At 65.6% G+C, this 15,697-nt stretch carries 16 protein-coding genes; 8 read left to right on the top strand and 8 right to left on the bottom strand.

Annotation, left to right across the window (positions count from 1 at the left end; all coding sequences use genetic code 11):
* Positions 1–64: 64 nt before the first annotated feature.
* The 3 genes from A5711_RS23795 to A5711_RS23785 all read right to left on the bottom strand — a co-directional run bounded on the left by A5711_RS23795 (position 65) and on the right by A5711_RS23785 (position 2,587).
* Positions 65–1,189, bottom strand: a complete 1,125-nt coding sequence (locus tag A5711_RS23795; protein ID WP_067950904.1) for a methyltransferase — start codon at positions 1,187–1,189, stop codon at positions 65–67.
* Positions 1,190–1,594: 405 nt separating this feature from the next.
* Complete coding sequence (locus tag A5711_RS23790; protein WP_067950903.1) at positions 1,595–1,978, bottom strand: DUF4267 domain-containing protein; 384 nt, start codon at positions 1,976–1,978, stop codon at positions 1,595–1,597.
* A 132-nt stretch (positions 1,979–2,110) separates the two neighbouring features.
* The gene (locus tag A5711_RS23785; RefSeq protein ID WP_067950902.1) at positions 2,111–2,587 is read right to left on the bottom strand and encodes a DUF1772 domain-containing protein; all 477 of its coding nucleotides are present in this window, start codon (positions 2,585–2,587) and stop codon (positions 2,111–2,113) included.
* Positions 2,588–2,936: 349 nt separating this feature from the next.
* On the opposite strand from A5711_RS23785, the gene A5711_RS23780 reads away from it, so the two are divergent.
* Both A5711_RS23780 and A5711_RS23775 read left to right on the top strand, forming a co-directional pair.
* A complete protein-coding gene (locus tag A5711_RS23780; protein WP_067950901.1) occupies positions 2,937–3,641 on the top strand; it encodes a DUF899 family protein in 705 nt (234 codons plus the stop codon).
* Positions 3,638–4,114: an SRPBCC family protein gene (locus tag A5711_RS23775; protein ID WP_067950900.1), complete on the top strand. Its 477-nt coding sequence runs from the start codon at positions 3,638–3,640 to the stop codon at positions 4,112–4,114. The genes A5711_RS23780 and A5711_RS23775 overlap by 4 nt, the downstream gene beginning before the upstream one ends.
* Before the next feature lie 22 nt (positions 4,115–4,136).
* Here A5711_RS23775 and A5711_RS23770 read toward each other — a convergent pair whose 3' ends face one another.
* Positions 4,137–6,440, bottom strand: coding sequence for a bifunctional diguanylate cyclase/phosphodiesterase (locus tag A5711_RS23770; RefSeq protein ID WP_197520854.1), 2,304 nt, complete (start codon positions 6,438–6,440; stop codon positions 4,137–4,139).
* Positions 6,441–6,604: 164 nt separating this feature from the next.
* Between A5711_RS23770 and A5711_RS23765 the strand changes: the two genes are divergently transcribed.
* The 4 genes from A5711_RS23765 (at position 6,605) to A5711_RS23750 (ending at position 8,936) form a co-directional block, all read left to right on the top strand.
* Complete coding sequence (locus A5711_RS23765) at positions 6,605–6,973, top strand: hypothetical protein (protein ID WP_067950898.1); 369 nt, start codon at positions 6,605–6,607, stop codon at positions 6,971–6,973.
* A gap of 175 nt (positions 6,974–7,148) precedes the next feature.
* Complete coding sequence (locus tag A5711_RS23760) at positions 7,149–7,460, top strand: DUF732 domain-containing protein (protein ID WP_082953303.1); 312 nt, start codon at positions 7,149–7,151, stop codon at positions 7,458–7,460.
* Positions 7,461–7,508: 48 nt separating this feature from the next.
* Positions 7,509–8,069 (top strand): FKBP-type peptidyl-prolyl cis-trans isomerase, encoded by a 561-nt coding sequence (locus A5711_RS23755; RefSeq protein ID WP_067950897.1) that lies wholly within the window; start codon positions 7,509–7,511, stop codon positions 8,067–8,069.
* A gap of 225 nt (positions 8,070–8,294) precedes the next feature.
* Positions 8,295–8,936 (top strand): heme oxygenase (biliverdin-producing), encoded by a 642-nt coding sequence (locus tag A5711_RS23750; protein ID WP_067950896.1) that lies wholly within the window; start codon positions 8,295–8,297, stop codon positions 8,934–8,936.
* A 33-nt stretch (positions 8,937–8,969) separates the two neighbouring features.
* Here the strand turns inward: A5711_RS23750 and A5711_RS23745 are convergent, their stop codons facing one another.
* Both A5711_RS23745 and A5711_RS23740 read right to left on the bottom strand, forming a co-directional pair.
* Positions 8,970–10,034, bottom strand: a complete 1,065-nt coding sequence (locus tag A5711_RS23745; protein WP_067950895.1) for a hypothetical protein — start codon at positions 10,032–10,034, stop codon at positions 8,970–8,972.
* A gap of 41 nt (positions 10,035–10,075) precedes the next feature.
* The gene (locus A5711_RS23740; RefSeq protein WP_067950894.1) at positions 10,076–11,509 is read right to left on the bottom strand and encodes an FAD-binding oxidoreductase; all 1,434 of its coding nucleotides are present in this window, start codon (positions 11,507–11,509) and stop codon (positions 10,076–10,078) included.
* A gap of 242 nt (positions 11,510–11,751) precedes the next feature.
* On the opposite strand from A5711_RS23740, the gene A5711_RS23735 reads away from it, so the two are divergent.
* Both A5711_RS23735 and A5711_RS23730 read left to right on the top strand, forming a co-directional pair.
* Positions 11,752–12,435: a GAP family protein gene (locus tag A5711_RS23735; protein WP_067950893.1), complete on the top strand. Its 684-nt coding sequence runs from the start codon at positions 11,752–11,754 to the stop codon at positions 12,433–12,435.
* Between the two features lie 54 nt (positions 12,436–12,489).
* Positions 12,490–13,263: a class I SAM-dependent methyltransferase gene (locus A5711_RS23730; protein WP_067950891.1), complete on the top strand. Its 774-nt coding sequence runs from the start codon at positions 12,490–12,492 to the stop codon at positions 13,261–13,263.
* 11 nt (positions 13,264–13,274) lie between these two features.
* Here the strand turns inward: A5711_RS23730 and A5711_RS23725 are convergent, their stop codons facing one another.
* Both A5711_RS23725 and A5711_RS23720 read right to left on the bottom strand, forming a co-directional pair.
* Entirely contained in the window at positions 13,275–14,510 is a 1,236-nt protein-coding gene (locus A5711_RS23725) for an osmoprotectant NAGGN system M42 family peptidase (protein ID WP_156673217.1), read from the bottom strand.
* Positions 14,511–14,781: 271 nt separating this feature from the next.
* Positions 14,782–15,663, bottom strand: a complete 882-nt coding sequence (locus tag A5711_RS23720) for a CoA ester lyase (protein WP_067950887.1) — start codon at positions 15,661–15,663, stop codon at positions 14,782–14,784.
* Positions 15,664–15,697: the final 34 nt, after the last annotated feature.

The following is a 15,697-nucleotide window of genomic DNA, read 5'->3' as shown; positions in this document are numbered from 1 at the left end:
CTCCGAAAGTCCCTGAATACTCGCCCCTCCGTGGCCCCTGCGGATTCGGCATTGGGCGTGCTGGTCAGGCGCCAAAGTGCGCCCGCTGCACCGCAATCCCCTCGATGATGCTCAGCGGCGATACGGTATCAACGATGCGATTCAACCGGAAACCGGCTTGGTCGAACAACCGGTCGTACTCGTTCGCGGTGCGTTCGCGCGCACCGGCGACGATGAGCATTTCGATGTCAACCCACTTGCCGTGGAAGTCGCGGTCATGGTCGGGGATGACGAACTCGCAAAGCAGCAGGCGCGCTCCGGTGCGGGCCGCGGCGCGGACGTTCTTCAGGATGCGCACCGCATCTTCCTCGGGCCAGTCGTGGATGACGTTCTTGAGCACATACGCGTCGCCGCCCTCCGGCGCGGAGTCGAAGAACGAGCCCTCTTCGATCCGGACCCGGCCATCGACACCGTACTTACAAAACAATTCGGCGGCGCCGGCCACGACCTCCGGAAGGTCGAACAGCACGCCGCGCGAATTCGGAGCCGTCTCGAGGATCGCCGCCAAGAGCCGACCGTGTCCACCACCGACATCGACGATCGTCCCGAACGCACCGAAATCGTAGGCTGCCGTCAGGGGCACGTTCGCAAACTCGGACACATTGGTCATAGCGGAGTTGAAGATTTCACCCAACTCCGGTTCGTCGGCCAGGTACTCGAACGCTGGCTTGCCGCGAAGCTTTGGGAGCGCCGGGTTTCCGGTGCGAATCGCGTCGGTCAGGTGGCTCCAGTGCTCGCGATGCTGAGGTGAGCCGACCCACCGCGCCATCCCGGCCATTGAGACCGGCGCGTCGGTGCGCAGCGTGTCCGCTAGTGGCGTGAGTGCGTAACGCCCGTCGCTGCCCTTGCGGAAAATCCCTATACCGATCAACGCGCGCATGAGTCGCCTCAGCGCGTCGGCGTCGGCACCGACCCGGTCGGCCAGTTGCTCGCCCGACAAGGGGCCGTCCGCCAGAGCATCCGCTACCCCAAGGTCCGCCGCGGACGTGATCGCCTGGGCCACCCACGCGTTCAGAATCAATTCCATCATCACTGCGGCAGGTGGTGCGGAGCGCTGGCGCAGGCGCGACAAGTGGTGGCGGGCACGTTCAACGGCTCGCGCGACCCTGACCGGCGGAACCTTCGACGTCAAGTGACTCCCCTTCTCCATCCGTGGCTCCGGCTCTCCGGCAGGAACGACAAAGCCTGCCACATCAGCGCACACACTAATGCGCCCAACGCTCGCTGAGCGCTCCTGCTGTGCGACCGATCAATCTGTCCGCATAGGAAGTATGCCTGCAGAGTCGAACTATTTCAATAATGGTTGAAATAAATCGCCGCTCCGTCTAACGTTTTGACGAGGGGCCGGATGAATGGAGTCGCCATGTCACGTCTAGTCACGAAGCTCGTCGTCGCGTTGATGCTCGCCTTTACCGCCGCTTCAGCGACCGGATGCCTACCCACCACCACCACCCCCACCGTGGGTCCGCCCCTCGGGGTCGCGGCAGGTTAAAGGTCTTGCGCCGCAACAAGTTCAACGATCGGGGCGGATGGCGCGGGCACGCATCCCGCTCCCCTAATGCGCGAGCAGGAGCGCACTTGTGATCAGCATGACGGCGGCGGTGGCGCCGTGGACTCCCCACGCTATCGACTTCGAGCCGCCGTTGCGGAGCACGATGGTCGCGTCGGCGAGCGGAATGATGGTGGCGGCCAACATCACCCAGCCGACCAGTTGTGTCGCGCCCGCGATCATCAGGATGATGACGAAGAGCCCACTGGCGATGTCGCGCACGCCCTTGACGCTCAGGTACGCGCCCACACCCGGCCGGTCCACCTCCGGAAGCACCCCGTAGCCGGCGGCGGCGAGGCGCGGCGCGACGAGGAAACGTGCGCCGATGAAGATGATGCCCGCGGCTAGGAGTCCGGCGAGCGTGTAGCCGGTAGTGGTTGTCATGGTCATGTCGCGCGCTCCTGAAGTCGTCAGTGAATCGGTGAAAACGGCGTCGGGTCAAGCAGCATTGTTTGAACGTCGACGATGACGCCGACGTCGAACCCCGTCATGTCGGCGGCGAACTCGGGGCTGGCCGGGACGTCACATCATCAGCACCACGCATAGCGCGGCCACTGCAACACCCTGAAGGGTCGCGCGGGCGCCGATGATCGAGTCCCACTTCTCTTGCAGCGCACGCCCATCCGGTAGTCGCCGACTAGCATCCGCGGCCGCTGTCAATCGCCGATTAATTGGTGCGCTCACCCTGGTATACAGCGCGAGCCAGACCAACAGCACGACCAGCGCGACGCCGGCCGCGATCGCCTGCGCCCAATTCACGGCCACGGTGGCCAGCACCGCGCTCGTCGCGGTCGCGACGACCCCGAGCACCCCGGGCACAGGCATGCGCCGGTCTCCAAATTGGTGCACCCTTCCCGTGACCACGACCAAGGCATCGTCGTCGACCAACGCCAATGCCGGTCGCAGCACGATTGCGCAGAACACGTCGGTTCCGTAGACCACCGCGGTCCCCAGCACCGCGATCAGTGCAGCGGCGCGGGTCATGACGTCCAGAACCATGCCCTAACTCCCCTCATGCCGTGACTGCTAGCAACGCTAACCCCGGGAACTTGGCGGTGTCAATAGCGTTGCTAGCAGTTCTATCGGCGCTATCACACGTCAATGGACGCCGAGCGGTTGGCGCTGCTGGGCGTCATCGGCACCCGGCCTTGCTCAGCGGCCGTCGCGATCGTCATGGCGGCCATCGACGCGAACGTCGCCACAACGAGAAGGTCTCCCCTCGTCGTCTATTCGAATCGGGCCCGCGGCGCGGTCATGACCACCGCGGCAGCGACGGTCTGCGATGAATTCCGGACGTTTCGGCAGTCAGACCTTTCGGACAAAAGACTTCAAAGCAAAGGTGGATCCCATGTCGCCCAAAGCCACGGCCCTGCCTCCGGTCGTCGATCAACAAACGTGGCGCGCCGCGCTCGACGAACTGCGCAAAAGGGAGAAGGCCGCTACTCGAGAATTGGATGCGGTCGCCGCCCAGCGCCGGCGTCTGCCGATGGTCGAGTTGGCCGACTACACGTTGATCGGGGCTGAGGGCCCGATCCGCCTTGCCGACGTGTTCGCCGGCCGTTCCCAGCTCATCGTGTACCACCACATGTGGTCGGACGGCGCGGAGTGGCAATGCGCCGGATGCACGGGCTTCACGTCGCAGTTCACCCGACTGGAGTTCCTCGACAACTACGACGCCCGTTTCGTCATCGTCACCAACGGACCGATCGACGAAGCACTCGCCTACAAGCGAAAGGTCGGCAACCGCATGGAGTGGTACTCGTCGTCGCAGAGCCCCTTCGCCGCCGACATGGATGCTCCGCCCGGCGGCGGTTTTGGCGTCAACGTGTTCCTGCGCGACGGTGACGCGGTGTACAGGACTTGGCACACCAATGGGCGGGGCACCGAGCAGCTCAGTCACTCTTTTGGTCTGATCGACATCCTGCCCTGGGGCCGGCAGGAGGAATGGCTCGATTCGCCCGAAGGCTGGCCCTCTCGCCCCACCTACTCGGGTTGGCTTGACTCCCCCGGTATCGCAGCCGCCTACGGGCCCGCCAGTGAGGAGAACGAATGAGCCCAACCGCCGAACGTTACGTCGTCACCCGCACCATCGCCGCGACGCCGGCCGAGATTTTCGCGGTCCTCGCTGACCCGTCCCGGCACCAGAACACCGAGCCCACTGACTGGGTCCGTGATGCGGTGGACACCGCGCCCATCACCCGCGCGGGACAGCTGTTCGCGATGAACATGTACCTCACCCTGGCCGGCGGCGACTATGTCACCCACAACCTGGTCAATGTGTTCGACCCGGACCGTGCCATCGGCTGGATGCCGGGCGTACTCGACGACGCGGGCAACCACAATCCCGGTGGTTGGTTTTGGCGCTATGACCTCGCACCCAACGGGAACCAGACCGACGTGACGCTCACCTATGACTGGAGCGGCACACCGCAGGAGTTCCGCGACCGGGTCGGCGATATGCCGATCTTCGGTGAGGACTACCTAGCCGCGTCGCTGGCCACCCTGGAGCGATCGGTCGCGAACTAAGCCACCGTTTGAAAGACGACGTCTATTGCGCCGCGAGCGTGGAGACACCGGAGACCCGCGGGATCTCGGAAGCGGGCAACGGGCGACAGAAGAAGTTCCCCTGTACGGCGTCGCAACCGTAGTCCTTGAGTCGTTGGGCCGTGGCGAGATCCTCGACGCCTTCCGCGACGGTCACGATGCCGAACGCAGATGCCAACTCGATGACCGAGTGCGTAATGATTGCGGCTCGGTCGTCGTGCAGGATCGGCGCGATGAATTCGCGCCCGAGTTTTACTTCATCGACCGGTAGCTCGCGCAGATAGGTCAGAGTGGCGTAGCCGCTGCCGAAGTCGTCGATCGCCACCCGGATGCCGTTCTCCCGGAGGCGATCTAGCACCGTGCGGGCCTTGGCCAGGTCGGCCACCACCAAATCCTCGGTGATCTCAATCGTGAGAGAACCGGGAGACATTGCGTATGTGTGAAGCACGGACATGATGCGGTCGGGCAGCGCGTCCTTGTCGAGCGAGGGCGCCGCCAGGTTGATCGCGACCGGGATCGCTGCGCCTGCCGCGTGCCAAGCGGCAGCGTCGGCGACGGCGCGCGACAACACCAGATCCGTGAGCGCATGCATCAGGCCGTGCTCGCGAACCAGGGGCAAAAACTGGGCGGGCTTCAGCACGCCAAAGCGCGGGTGCTGCCATCGGACGAGCGCCTCCACTCCGCGCACCGAACCGGTCATCAAGCCGAATTTCGGCTGGTATAGCAGCGTCAGCGAGTCGTTCTCAATGGCGCGTCGCAGTTCGCCGAGCAGCTGCAGTCGCGCGATGGCACTGTCGTAGGCCGGCGCCCCGCCAAGTTGATCGTCCATCTCGGGTGTGAACGTCCGAACATTGGCCGAGTTCGCCTGCCGGGCGACGGATCGTGCCGCATCGGCCTGTCTGAGGAGATCACCCGGCGTGGGGGTGGTGATGAGCCCTGAATTAGCCGATGCCACACCGATACTCACGCGCGCGTCCAGGCGGTGATCCTCAATCTCGATGGGTTCGTGGAAAGACCGTGCTAACACATCGGCAACGTGTGCTGCCGCGTCGGGACGGTCTTCGACCAGAATCGCGAATTCGTCCCCGCCCATCCGGGCAACGGTATGGCCATCGCTGACATTGGCCTGGATCCGCTTGCCGACCGCGCGCAATAGTTCGTCGCCCACGTCATAACCGAGCGTGTCGTTCACCAGCCGGAAATCATCCACACCCAGCGTGAGCACGCTGACAGGCACGCTGTGCTGAACGTGTAGGCGCAACGCGTGGGCTAGCCGATCATCGAATAGTCGCTGATTTGCCAACCCCGTCAACGGGTCTCGTAGGGCGGCGTCAGACACCGCGGCAACCAGACGTTGCTTGCGTTCCAACAGCAGGATGTGGCGGGCCAGGGTGGTGACGAAAAGCACCACGCAAACCAAGAAGATGAACGCCTCGCTGCGGTATGCGGGCCAAAAGTGCACGGTGCCAACGACGATGGCCAGCAACACGGGCAGGTAAGGCAGCCACAACGACGCCCTCGAAGAGGGCTGCGAAAAACCAAGGTCGGGTTCCTGGCTGGGCTGAGAAGTGATGCCGGACAGCGCGACGAAGTACATTCCGCCTGCCCATCCAAGGACCACGAGGTCATTCGGTGCCTGGTCGGCGTAATCCTTTGCGACGTGGATCACCCCGGCCACTGCGATGGTGCCCCATCCCAGCATCATCAGCGTGGGTGAAAGCTTGCGGTCCGCCTCGGCCTTCCTCACCACGACGAAGGTCGTGGCGACAAGGCCCACATACACGCCCGCCGCGGTGGCCAGCAGGATCTCTGGGACGCTGACCGTCTGTGGTGAGTGCGCGGCGCGACCCAACGTCAGGATGACGAGAACGATCAATAGCGACGCCGTGACGAGGATGCCGTCGAGCAGGAGGCCGATCCCAAATCGCGCGTCATCCCGGCTGGGAATCGCGACCGCGGTCCCCAGCGCGCACAGCGGCAAGATGAGGTAGCCGAAGTTGGCCGCGGAGAGGCCCGCGACCGGAAGACTGCCACCGACGGCGACGTAGCACCACGCTGCTTGGCCGGCGGTCCAGCCGAGCAGCCCAATAGAAAGAACGGTCCACGCAAGGCGTTGGCGGCTTCGAGAACCGCGCGCGGCATTGGCGGAACATGCGAGTGCAAAGACTCCCGCGACGACGGAGCCTGCCGGGGCGACTAGCCCGTGGCCCGGGGCACCGTTCGAGATGAACAGCATCGTCGCGAAAGCGAGGAGCCCGATAGTTGCCAACACGACCACCACAATGCGGCTTCGTGTCAGAGACAACATTCTCCTCAATCTGCCGGGGGCGGTTCGCAAGCAGGATAAGACACACCGCAAAAGTAGTTGTGCAAATTTGCTTACCTGTTTCTCGGCCATAACGGCCCTGAACGGGAGCAGGACACCGCACCAGGTCCAATAGCCATGGAAGCCTCACTCTGAGAGGGTGGGTTATGAATGAGACCCGAAACCGCGTACTACTCCCCACTTTCGCCGCATTGCGGTTTGTAACAGGCGTGAGCGCATGGCTTGCTCCGAAAAAGACAGCGGCTCTGATCGGGCTGGGTGCTGACCGTCAACAGCCGCTGACCACTCAACTGTTCGGTTCCCGCGAACTAACGCTGGCGATCGCCATCATGGATACCGCCTCGCCTCGGCTGCGCACGCGCGCTCTGCAACTGGGTCTTTTAGTCGACACCTTGGACGTCGTCGCAGCGGTCAACGGCATGCGGCGCCAGACGTTGTCGCCGGCCGGCGCGATCGCCTGCGGGGGTGGCGCGGCGCTCTTTGCCGGTCTCGGCGTGGCTGCGCTGACCGGCTAAGGACCGCGGGAGCGATAGTGAATGCGAACGCGGACCCGCCCTCGGGGTCTTCGCTATTGTTCATATCCGCGCCGCTTTGCGGCGGCACACTTTTGCGGCCGTGCGAACGCCAAGAAGAATGGACGGGAATCAAATGCCCTCACCTCGTTGGCTGGCCACACTCGCCATCCCCGTGATGGCCGGCGCTGCCCTGGTCAGCAGTGCTGCGCTTGCAGCCGCCACCCCACAGGACGACGCCTACCTCGCACAACTGCGCGCCGTCGGCCTCAGTTGGCCGCCCCAGACCGAAGAGGCGCTCATCGGCGAGGCGCACCTCATCTGCTACGACCTCACCTGGGGTTGGACGCCACAAGAAATTGCCGACGACGTTCACGCCCACTTGAACGCGAGGGGCGTGACGTTGTTGGACGTCGGCACCATGGTCGACGCGGCGCATTCGATCTATTGCCCCGGCAACGTGTGCGACGCCCCCAGCCTCTGCACTTGATCAGCAGGCGCAGGGCTACCGCCGACGGACAACTGAACTGGCTGTAGCGTGACGGCCGTGAAGTCCTCCCTGGTGCATTCGTCCGTCGCGGCCTGCGTCGCGGCAACCGTCCTGACCCTCGTCGGATCCGGCACGGCAACCGCGGCCGGCTCGTGCCCGACAGCGCCCGCACCGAATGGCGGAACGCCCGACTGGACGCTGGCGGGAAGCACCGGCAGCGTAGCGATCACTGGATCCACGGATACGACGGCACCGCGCGTGGACGTGACGGCACCGTTCAGCGTGACTCAGACCCAGGTCCACACGCTGCACGCGGGAGACGGCCCCGTGGTCCCGGCCGCGGCCAGGGTCTCCGTCTGCTACATGGGGGTCAACGGACGTGATGGGTCGGTGTTCGACAACAGCTACGAACGGGGCGCCCCGGTTGACTTCCCGCTCAACGGCGTCGTGCCCGGGTTCCAGAAGGCCATCGCGGGCCAAAAGGTCGGATCCACGGTTGGTGTCGCGATGACTTCCGCGGATGGATACCCCAACGGCCAACCCAGCGCTGGAATCCGGCCGGGCGACTCGCTGGTGTTCGCGATCAAGATCCTCGGCGCATCCAGCTAGCTCGGCGCGCCAAATCCCTGTCGCTCAACTGGTCAGCGGCGCGAACATGAGCGCGGCCCTATGCCGAGTTGCTCAGCGACGTGGGTGGTATCCCAATGCTCGCGCCAGTAAGTGATCGGCTCTGCGCTCCCCTGGTTGCGTCTGTGTCAATTACTCGAGCCTAAGCGTTGCGGTCCCGCGCGGCCGCGCCGTCCGCCGCGATCACCGCTGTAATCTGAGCTGGCCATGAGCCAGCTCGTCCACTCGACACGCCGGCCCTTGTCGGTCGCGATGAAGGACGGATCAGCGGCCGAGCACATCGCCGCCGAGCAGAGCACATTCATCTCCGAATTGCTCGCTGGCCGCGTTACGGTTCGGGGCTACTCGGAATACCTGCTTCGATTACGCGTGGTGTACGCCGCCCTGGAGGACGTAATGCGGGCGCGCCGCTGCGACCCCATGGTTGCCGCCGTCTACGACCCGGCGTTGGAGCGGCTGACCGCCATCGACGCCGATCTGCGGCACTGGCGGCCCGAGGGCACGCGCGAAATCGACTCCCCCGCGGCGAAGGCTTACAGCGCGCGCATCCGCAGCCTGACCTGGGGTGGCTTCTTGGTGGCTCACCACTACACGCGATACCTGGGAGACCTTTCGGGGGGCCGGGTCGTTCGCGGGGCTCTCGACCGCACGTTTGGTCTGCGCGGCGTTGGGCTCGCGTTCTACGAATTCCCGATGCGGTCCAAGCCGTATAAAGACTCCTATCGGGCCCGCCTCGACGCGCTAAGCCCGAGCGCGGGCGACATCGATCGCGTCGTCGACGAGGTCAAATTCGCATTCGTCTTGAATCACGCCTTGCTCGACGAGCTCGCCGACCACGTCCCGGCTTAAGGGCGTTGACGCTCCATCGCACGCGCAGCGGGCTTACATCGGCCCGGGCAACTCGCCGAGGGCGGAGAGTTCGGCGTGGACGGAGGTGATAGCCGCGCGGTACTGCTCCTCGGTCAGCGTTTTGGCGTAGTAGCGGTTCGTCCGCAGCTGGTATTGCAGATCCCGCAATTGCCGGATGCGGTTCAGCCTGGCGATGTCGCCTTGCGAGAATTTCAATTGCTCAGCCGTGATCTGGCCGGCCATGACTTGTTCGATCGGCGAGAGCCGATAACCGCAGCCGGCGAGGTATTCGAAGTATGGCTTGAGATATGGGCGTCCGCCGGCTTGCCAGCTGCCGTAGGCCGTATGCCATTCGAAAGCCGCTAGCACCATCGCCAGGGTCACCATCGCCGGGCGGGCGTCGATATCGATTGCCGCGCTGAGGTTTTCGTATTGAGCTTCGTCGGTTCCCAGCAGCAGTTGCGCGGCCACATCCATGCTGGCCGGGCAGTGTAGGTCGGCCAAGTAGTGGAAATTGCGTGCAATGAAAATGTCGGTCCCGGGGGGCGGCGTGCTTCCCGCGATGATGTTGGCGCGAATCCAGTCGCGGCGCATCGCAGCGACTTCGGCGGCGCGACGATCGAGTTCGCGCGTCAAGACCCAGTCCGTGTTGGCTTGCGCCTCGGCCTCGGATTGCAGCTTGGTCGGCTGGGCGCCCGTATAAGTGGCGGCGGCCGTCACCTCGCTCAGTGCGAGCGGCCGTCCCATGTCCCAGGTCAGGTACCGGGCGTACACATCAAGGTCGGGCACCTTTGCCCACCGGGCAAGATCGCCCAATGTTGTGTTACCGGCCGTCAATCGGCAGATCTGATCCTCTTGCCTGAGGTCATCGCGCGTGTAGATGATGCCGAGGTCGCGTCGGCGCACCCGGTCACCGGTATTGACGTCGACCATCCACCCGGCCGGTCCGGCAACCCCCGGCACGTAGCGGGAGACTGCGACGAGCAAATCGTCGACGGTGGCCGAGTCGGGGAAGACCCAGAAGACGCGATGGGACTCGACGTCGTCGCCCATCGCCACGCTGGCGCGATCTAACGTGACTTTTACCGTGTCGGCCATGCTGGGGATTATGTCTCGACGTCAGGCGCGCACGCCATTCACTAGAAGTTGAGCCCCGAGAACATGATTCGGCCGGGATCGTACTTCTGACGCACGGCGGCCAGCCGGGACAGGTTCGAGCTGAAATACCGGGAGGCCGGTTGGTTCGCCTCGATGTAGTTCACGTAGCCGCCGACCGAATTCGGCTGCACCGCCTGGTGTGCGGTGTTGAGCCAGTTGGTCGCCGCCGCCGCGTCGCCGGTTTCGACGTACCACTGCACGAGCGCGTACTGGCGGCGCCACGGGAAGGCGGTCGCCCCCGGGGCCACATCGGCGAGGGCGCCGTCCAGCGCATGCATGATCGCCAACATGCGGCCCGCCCCACGCGGAAAGGCGTCGACCGCCTTGGCGATGCCCTGGGCGGTGGCCGCGTTGACGACGGGCAGCACGTCAGATCCCCCGACATATCCGAGCGGTGACGGGTTGAGGTTCCCGACGGCCAGGTACCGGACCAGGTCCAGGTAGTTGAAGGTGTGGTTGTCGGTCCCCGTCGGTTGCACCCCAACGGCTTTCGTGATCGCCGCCCCTACGCTGGCCCCCGATCCGACCGGGCACGTCGCCATGATGCGGCAATGCGTCCCCATTCCGTCGACGGTGGCGTCCGCCAGTGCCCAGCTGTTCCGGTCGGCGGTGCGCAGCCAGTTCTGCCACCCGACCAGTACTTGCGCCAACGCCTCGGGCGGGAAGTTGAGGTTCACCACGTCGAGATCCGTCGTGGGAAAGGTGGCGAAGGTCAGCGAGGTGGTCACACCGAAGTTGCCGCCGCCCCCACCGCGCAACGCCCAGAACAGGTCGGGATTACTGGCGTTCGACGCGGTCACGGCCTGACCACCGGGCAGCACCACCGACGCCGACAGCAGTTGGTCGCACAGCAGCCCCGCGTGTCGGGAATTGGCGCCCAGTCCCCCGCCCAGCGCGTGCCCGGACGCCCCGACCGACGGGCAGGTACCCGTCGGGATGCCGCGCCCGGCGCCCGCCAACGTCTGGTGCATCGCATACAAGCTGGTCGCGGGGGTCACCGTGACGTTCCCCGTGCCCGCGTCGTAGTTGATCTCGCCGGGCAGCTGACGCAGGTCGAGCACCATGACGCCGTTTGCCGTGGAGGCACCGATGTACGAATGCCCGCCGCTGCGCGGCGCCACCTTCAGATTGTGGGCGGCGGCGAACGCCATGGCCTTCTGCACGTCGGCCGGCGACGTCGGGGTCACGATCGCCGCAGGCGTCGAGCCGTTGTAGTTGGTGTTGAACACCTGCTTGGCCGACCCGAAAGCGCCATTGTCCGGCAGCAGCACCTGTCCACCGATGGCGGTGGACAGACCCTCCCAACCGGTGGGATTGGGGGCCGCGGTGGCCCGGGCGGAACCGAAAACGGCACCGGTGGCCAACGCTCCGACGGTACCCCGCAGGAACGCCTGGCGTGAGATTTCACGCGCCACCGTCGGGCTCCCGCGTCTGCCTCATGTCCGGCATTGTCGAACGCGTGATAACGAAAACCTCGGTGCCCCATGCCGTGTGACCGGATCGAAACCCATACGAGCCGCCCCGGTGATGTACCCGCCGAGGGCGGCGGGCGCCGCCTCGAACAGACATGCCGCTCTGCGACTCGTATTGTCTGCAGCATGATCGCCGCTTTGATGTTCACGCCCGGACAGTTCACTCGGTAGCGGGTTTCAGGCGCGTGGGTGCTCTCGTGCTGGCGCTTGCGGGCCTGGCGTTTCTCGATTCGTTGAACGTCCTCAATCTGGGCGTCGTCTCGGCCGTCATTTTCGACAGCCGGTTGAATCGCCGGTCGCCGATTCCGGGTGCGCTGAGCTTCATCGCGGGCGTCTTCGCCGTGACAACCACATTCGGGCTGTGCACGGTGCTGGGCCTCAGCTTCTTGACCCATGTCGTGGATTTCCACGTGACACCGGCCATCCGTTTTCGCGGCGAGTTGGTACTCGGTCTCGTGCTGACCGGCCTGGCGTACTTCCCGCTGACCGCCCAATCATCGGCTCCCGGATGGGCTTTGGCGGCGATGCGCGAGCGGCCATGGCTGCTCGGGTTTCTCGGCTTGGCGGTCGGAAGTGGACAGGCGCCAACCGCAATCCCCTATCTCACGGGACTGGCCATGCTCGCCGCCCTGCACCCGAGGCCACCGCTCTGGCCGTTGGCGATCATTGCCTACTGGGCGATCGCGCTTTCCCCACCGCTGATGATCCTTGCCCTTTCGATGAGACGGACCATGCGCGCCAAGCGCATTCAGCGCAGGCTCGTGCGCGCCCTGACCCGCTACGGCCCGATATCGGTGCGGCTGTTGTTCCTGGTCTTCGGCATAGGTCTGGTGGCCGACGCGCTCGTCAATCACAGCGCCCTGTGGTGACGCCGCGCGCTCTTTCTCATCTCTTGCATAGCGAGCTGCAATACGTTGTTGCGTGTGACTGATCGTCAAGAGCGCGCGACGTCCTTCGGCTCGATCGCCGAGGACTATGACGGATTGCGTCCGCACCCTCCGCAGCAGGCAGTGGACTGGCTGGTTCCGCCCCATTGCGGGGTCGCCGTCGACTTGGGCGCGGGCACCGGGCTGTTCACCCGCACACTGGTGGACAGGGCGGCGGCGGTCATCGCCGTGGAGCCCGACGCGCGCATGCGGGCGGTACTCACCGAGCGGTCTCCCGAGGTTCGTGCCGTCGAAGGCACTGGGGAGTCGATTCCGCTTCCCGACGTCTCCGCGGACGCCGTGTTCGTATCGTCGGCGTGGCACTGGATGGATCCCGAGCGGGCCGTTCCGGAGATCGGCCGGGTATTGCGCGACGGCGGGCGATTCGGCCTGATTTGGACCAGCCGGGATCGTGACGTGGATTGGGTGCGCGACCTCGACCTGCTGCCGGGTGAGGACACACCCGAGGCGGAATCCCCCGACCGCTTCCGCCGGCGCCACGAGAACGTCGTGCTCCCCGACCCGCAGATCTTCCACAACGTCGCCCGCGAGACGTTCACGTTCGCGCGGAGGATGAGCATCGACGATGTCGTCGCGATGGTGGGCACCTACAGCCGGGTGATCATCGCGTCTCCCGAGGAGCGCGCTGAGCGACTCGCCAATGCCCGCGCCGCCTTGACTGAGCGTTTCGCTGAGGCCGACGCGGTCGACGTCCCCATGAAATCGCGGTGCTGGCGCGCCGACCGGATCCCCCGCGGCGCCGGAAACTAGGCGCTAACGCCTCAGGCCTGCGGGCCTTCCGACGGCGGCCAGTGCGATCCCGGCGACGCCTCGCCGGGTGAATCGTGTTCCCCGCGGGCCAGCGGTACCCACCGCTCGCTCGGGGCGGGCTGCTTGGACGACGGAAAGTCCCGGAGCTTGCCTGACGGCTTGGCATCCCATTTGGCGAAGGTCAGCGGCGTCTGCAGCCAGGTGTGCAGCAGGCAGTACACCGCCTGTAGCGAATCCAGATGGGTGCGTTCCCAACCGTGGCTGCCGTCGAGTCCGAAGCCTACGAGCGCCGCGCGGGTGCCCGCGCCCGCCTCGATGGCCGCGGCGGCATCGGAGCGGTAAAAGCGGAAGACATCCCGCGCGCAAGGGATTTCCTGCTCCTGCGCGAGCCGACACAGCTTGCGGGTCAGGTGATAGTCGAACGGGCCGTGCAGGTCGGCCATCGGAATGGTCACCCCGTCCTCGATGGAGTGTTGGCCGGGCGCGCACACCGCGTTGTCCACCGAGACCAATTCGGCGACATCGGCGGGCAAGCCATGGCTCGCCCCGTGGCCGACTTCCTCGGTGATGGTGATCATCACCATCGTGCGGTGCGGCAGCACCAGCTTGTTCTCGGCGAAATTCTTGGCCAGTGCAAGCGCGATCGCGACGCCCGCCTTGCCGTCGAGGTGACGAGAAACGATGTAGCCGTCGGCGGTCAGTTCGGGGCTGGCGATCAGCGCGACGAAGTCGCCGATCTGCAGGCCGAGACGGACGAGGTCCTCCCGCGAGGACACCTTGCGGTCGACGCGGACCTCGACGTGTTCCCAGTCGGTTGGCTGCAGGTCGATCTCGTCGCCGAAGGCGTGCCCACTGGCTTTGAGCGGCATGACCGTGCCGGTGATGAATTCGTCGGGGTCGTCGGAGAAGATCCGCACCCGGGCGCCCGCGGCGAACCGGGCCGAGAAGGTGCCGACCGGAATGACCTCGAGACGGCCGTTGTCCTTGAGCCGTCGCACCATGCAGCCGATGGTGTCGGCGTGAACGACCAGCGCGCGGTCGATGGTCGCCGATTCCCCGGGGAGTTCGGCGGTGAGCGCGCCGCGCCGGGTCAGGGAGAACGGCACACCAAAGTCGTCGAAGATGTCGCCGATGAGCTGCATCACCGCGTCCGTCCGCCCCGCCGGACTGGGTGTCTGCAGCAGCGCGAGCAGCGTGTCAACCATCCACGTGCGGTCGGCCTCGGGCATGGCCGCGCTGTGACGCACGGTGTCTCCTCTCGAGTCGTTCGGAACCGCGTTCAACCTACCGCGTGGTCACCGTCGACTCACCGGTCCGGGCATGGCGCCCTCGTCGAAACTGGGCACCCCTGTCCCCGCCTGCCATCACGGTAGAGCACGGGGTGTCCGGACGCCCCGTTGGCGTCCCTTCCTGCGAATTCCAAGTGGGACCGATCTCCAACGCCAGCGGGAGCGGACGTGGCGGTCAAACTTGCCGGCCAGATCGGCGGCCGAGTCGACAAGCAATAGCCTCGTACGCCTAGGAGGCGGAGGCCAGTTCCGCGATGAGGTCCGCGAGCGCGAGGATTCGCTCGGCATTGCGGACGTGCAGGCTCTCGATCATCCGACCGTCCACCGTGATGACACTGGTCCCCGCAGCCCGTGCCTCCTGATAGGCCGCGACAACCTTGCGGGCGTCCGCGACTTCCCGCTGCGACGGACCAAACAGGTCGTTGGCCGGGCCGATCTGGGACGGATGGATCAAAGTCTTGCCGTCGAAACCCATTTCACGCCCCTGCCGGGCCTCGGCGCGAAATCCGTCTTCGTCGGTGATGTCGTTGAACACGCCGTCCAGGATCACCTTTCCGGCCGCCCTGGCTCCCAGCACCGCCAACGACAACGCGGGCACGACCGGTGCTCGGCCCGGCACATGCAAGCCGTGCAGATCGTTCACCAGGTCGTTGGTGCCGATCACCAGCGCGGCCAATCGGTCGCTGGCCGAGGCGATCTCCTCGACCCTCAGGAAGGACCGCGGCGTTTCGATCATCACCCAGAGCTGCAACGACTCCGGGGCGTTTAGCTTGACCAGTGTCGCAGCCAGCGCCCGGACCTGATCGCCCGACTCGACCTTTGGCACCAGCACGCCGTGAGCGGCCGAACCGGCCACGGCGGCCAGGTCCTCGTCGTGCCAGTCGGTGTCCAGGCCGTTGATGCGCACCACGACCTCCCGGGGCCCGTAGCTATCCGGGGAGATCGCGCCGCACACAGCGGCCCGTGAATCGGCTTTGGCGTCAGGTCCTACGGCGTCCTCGAGGTCGAGGATGACCACGTCCGCGGGCAGCGATTTCCCCTTCTCCAATGCGCGGGGCTTGTTGCCGGGCAGGTACAACGCCGAGCGGCGCGGGCGCAGAGTCGGTGCCATCCAGTGGTTCGCTTCCTGTCTCGAGTTCAGCGGG

Origin of the sequence: Mycobacterium sp. E2238 (assembly GCF_001672665.1) — a bacterium.
In the GTDB taxonomy this organism is placed as follows: domain Bacteria; phylum Actinomycetota; class Actinomycetes; order Mycobacteriales; family Mycobacteriaceae; genus Mycobacterium.
Note: the sequence above shows the minus strand (reverse complement) of the source record. Positions and strands in the feature narration are given on the sequence as shown.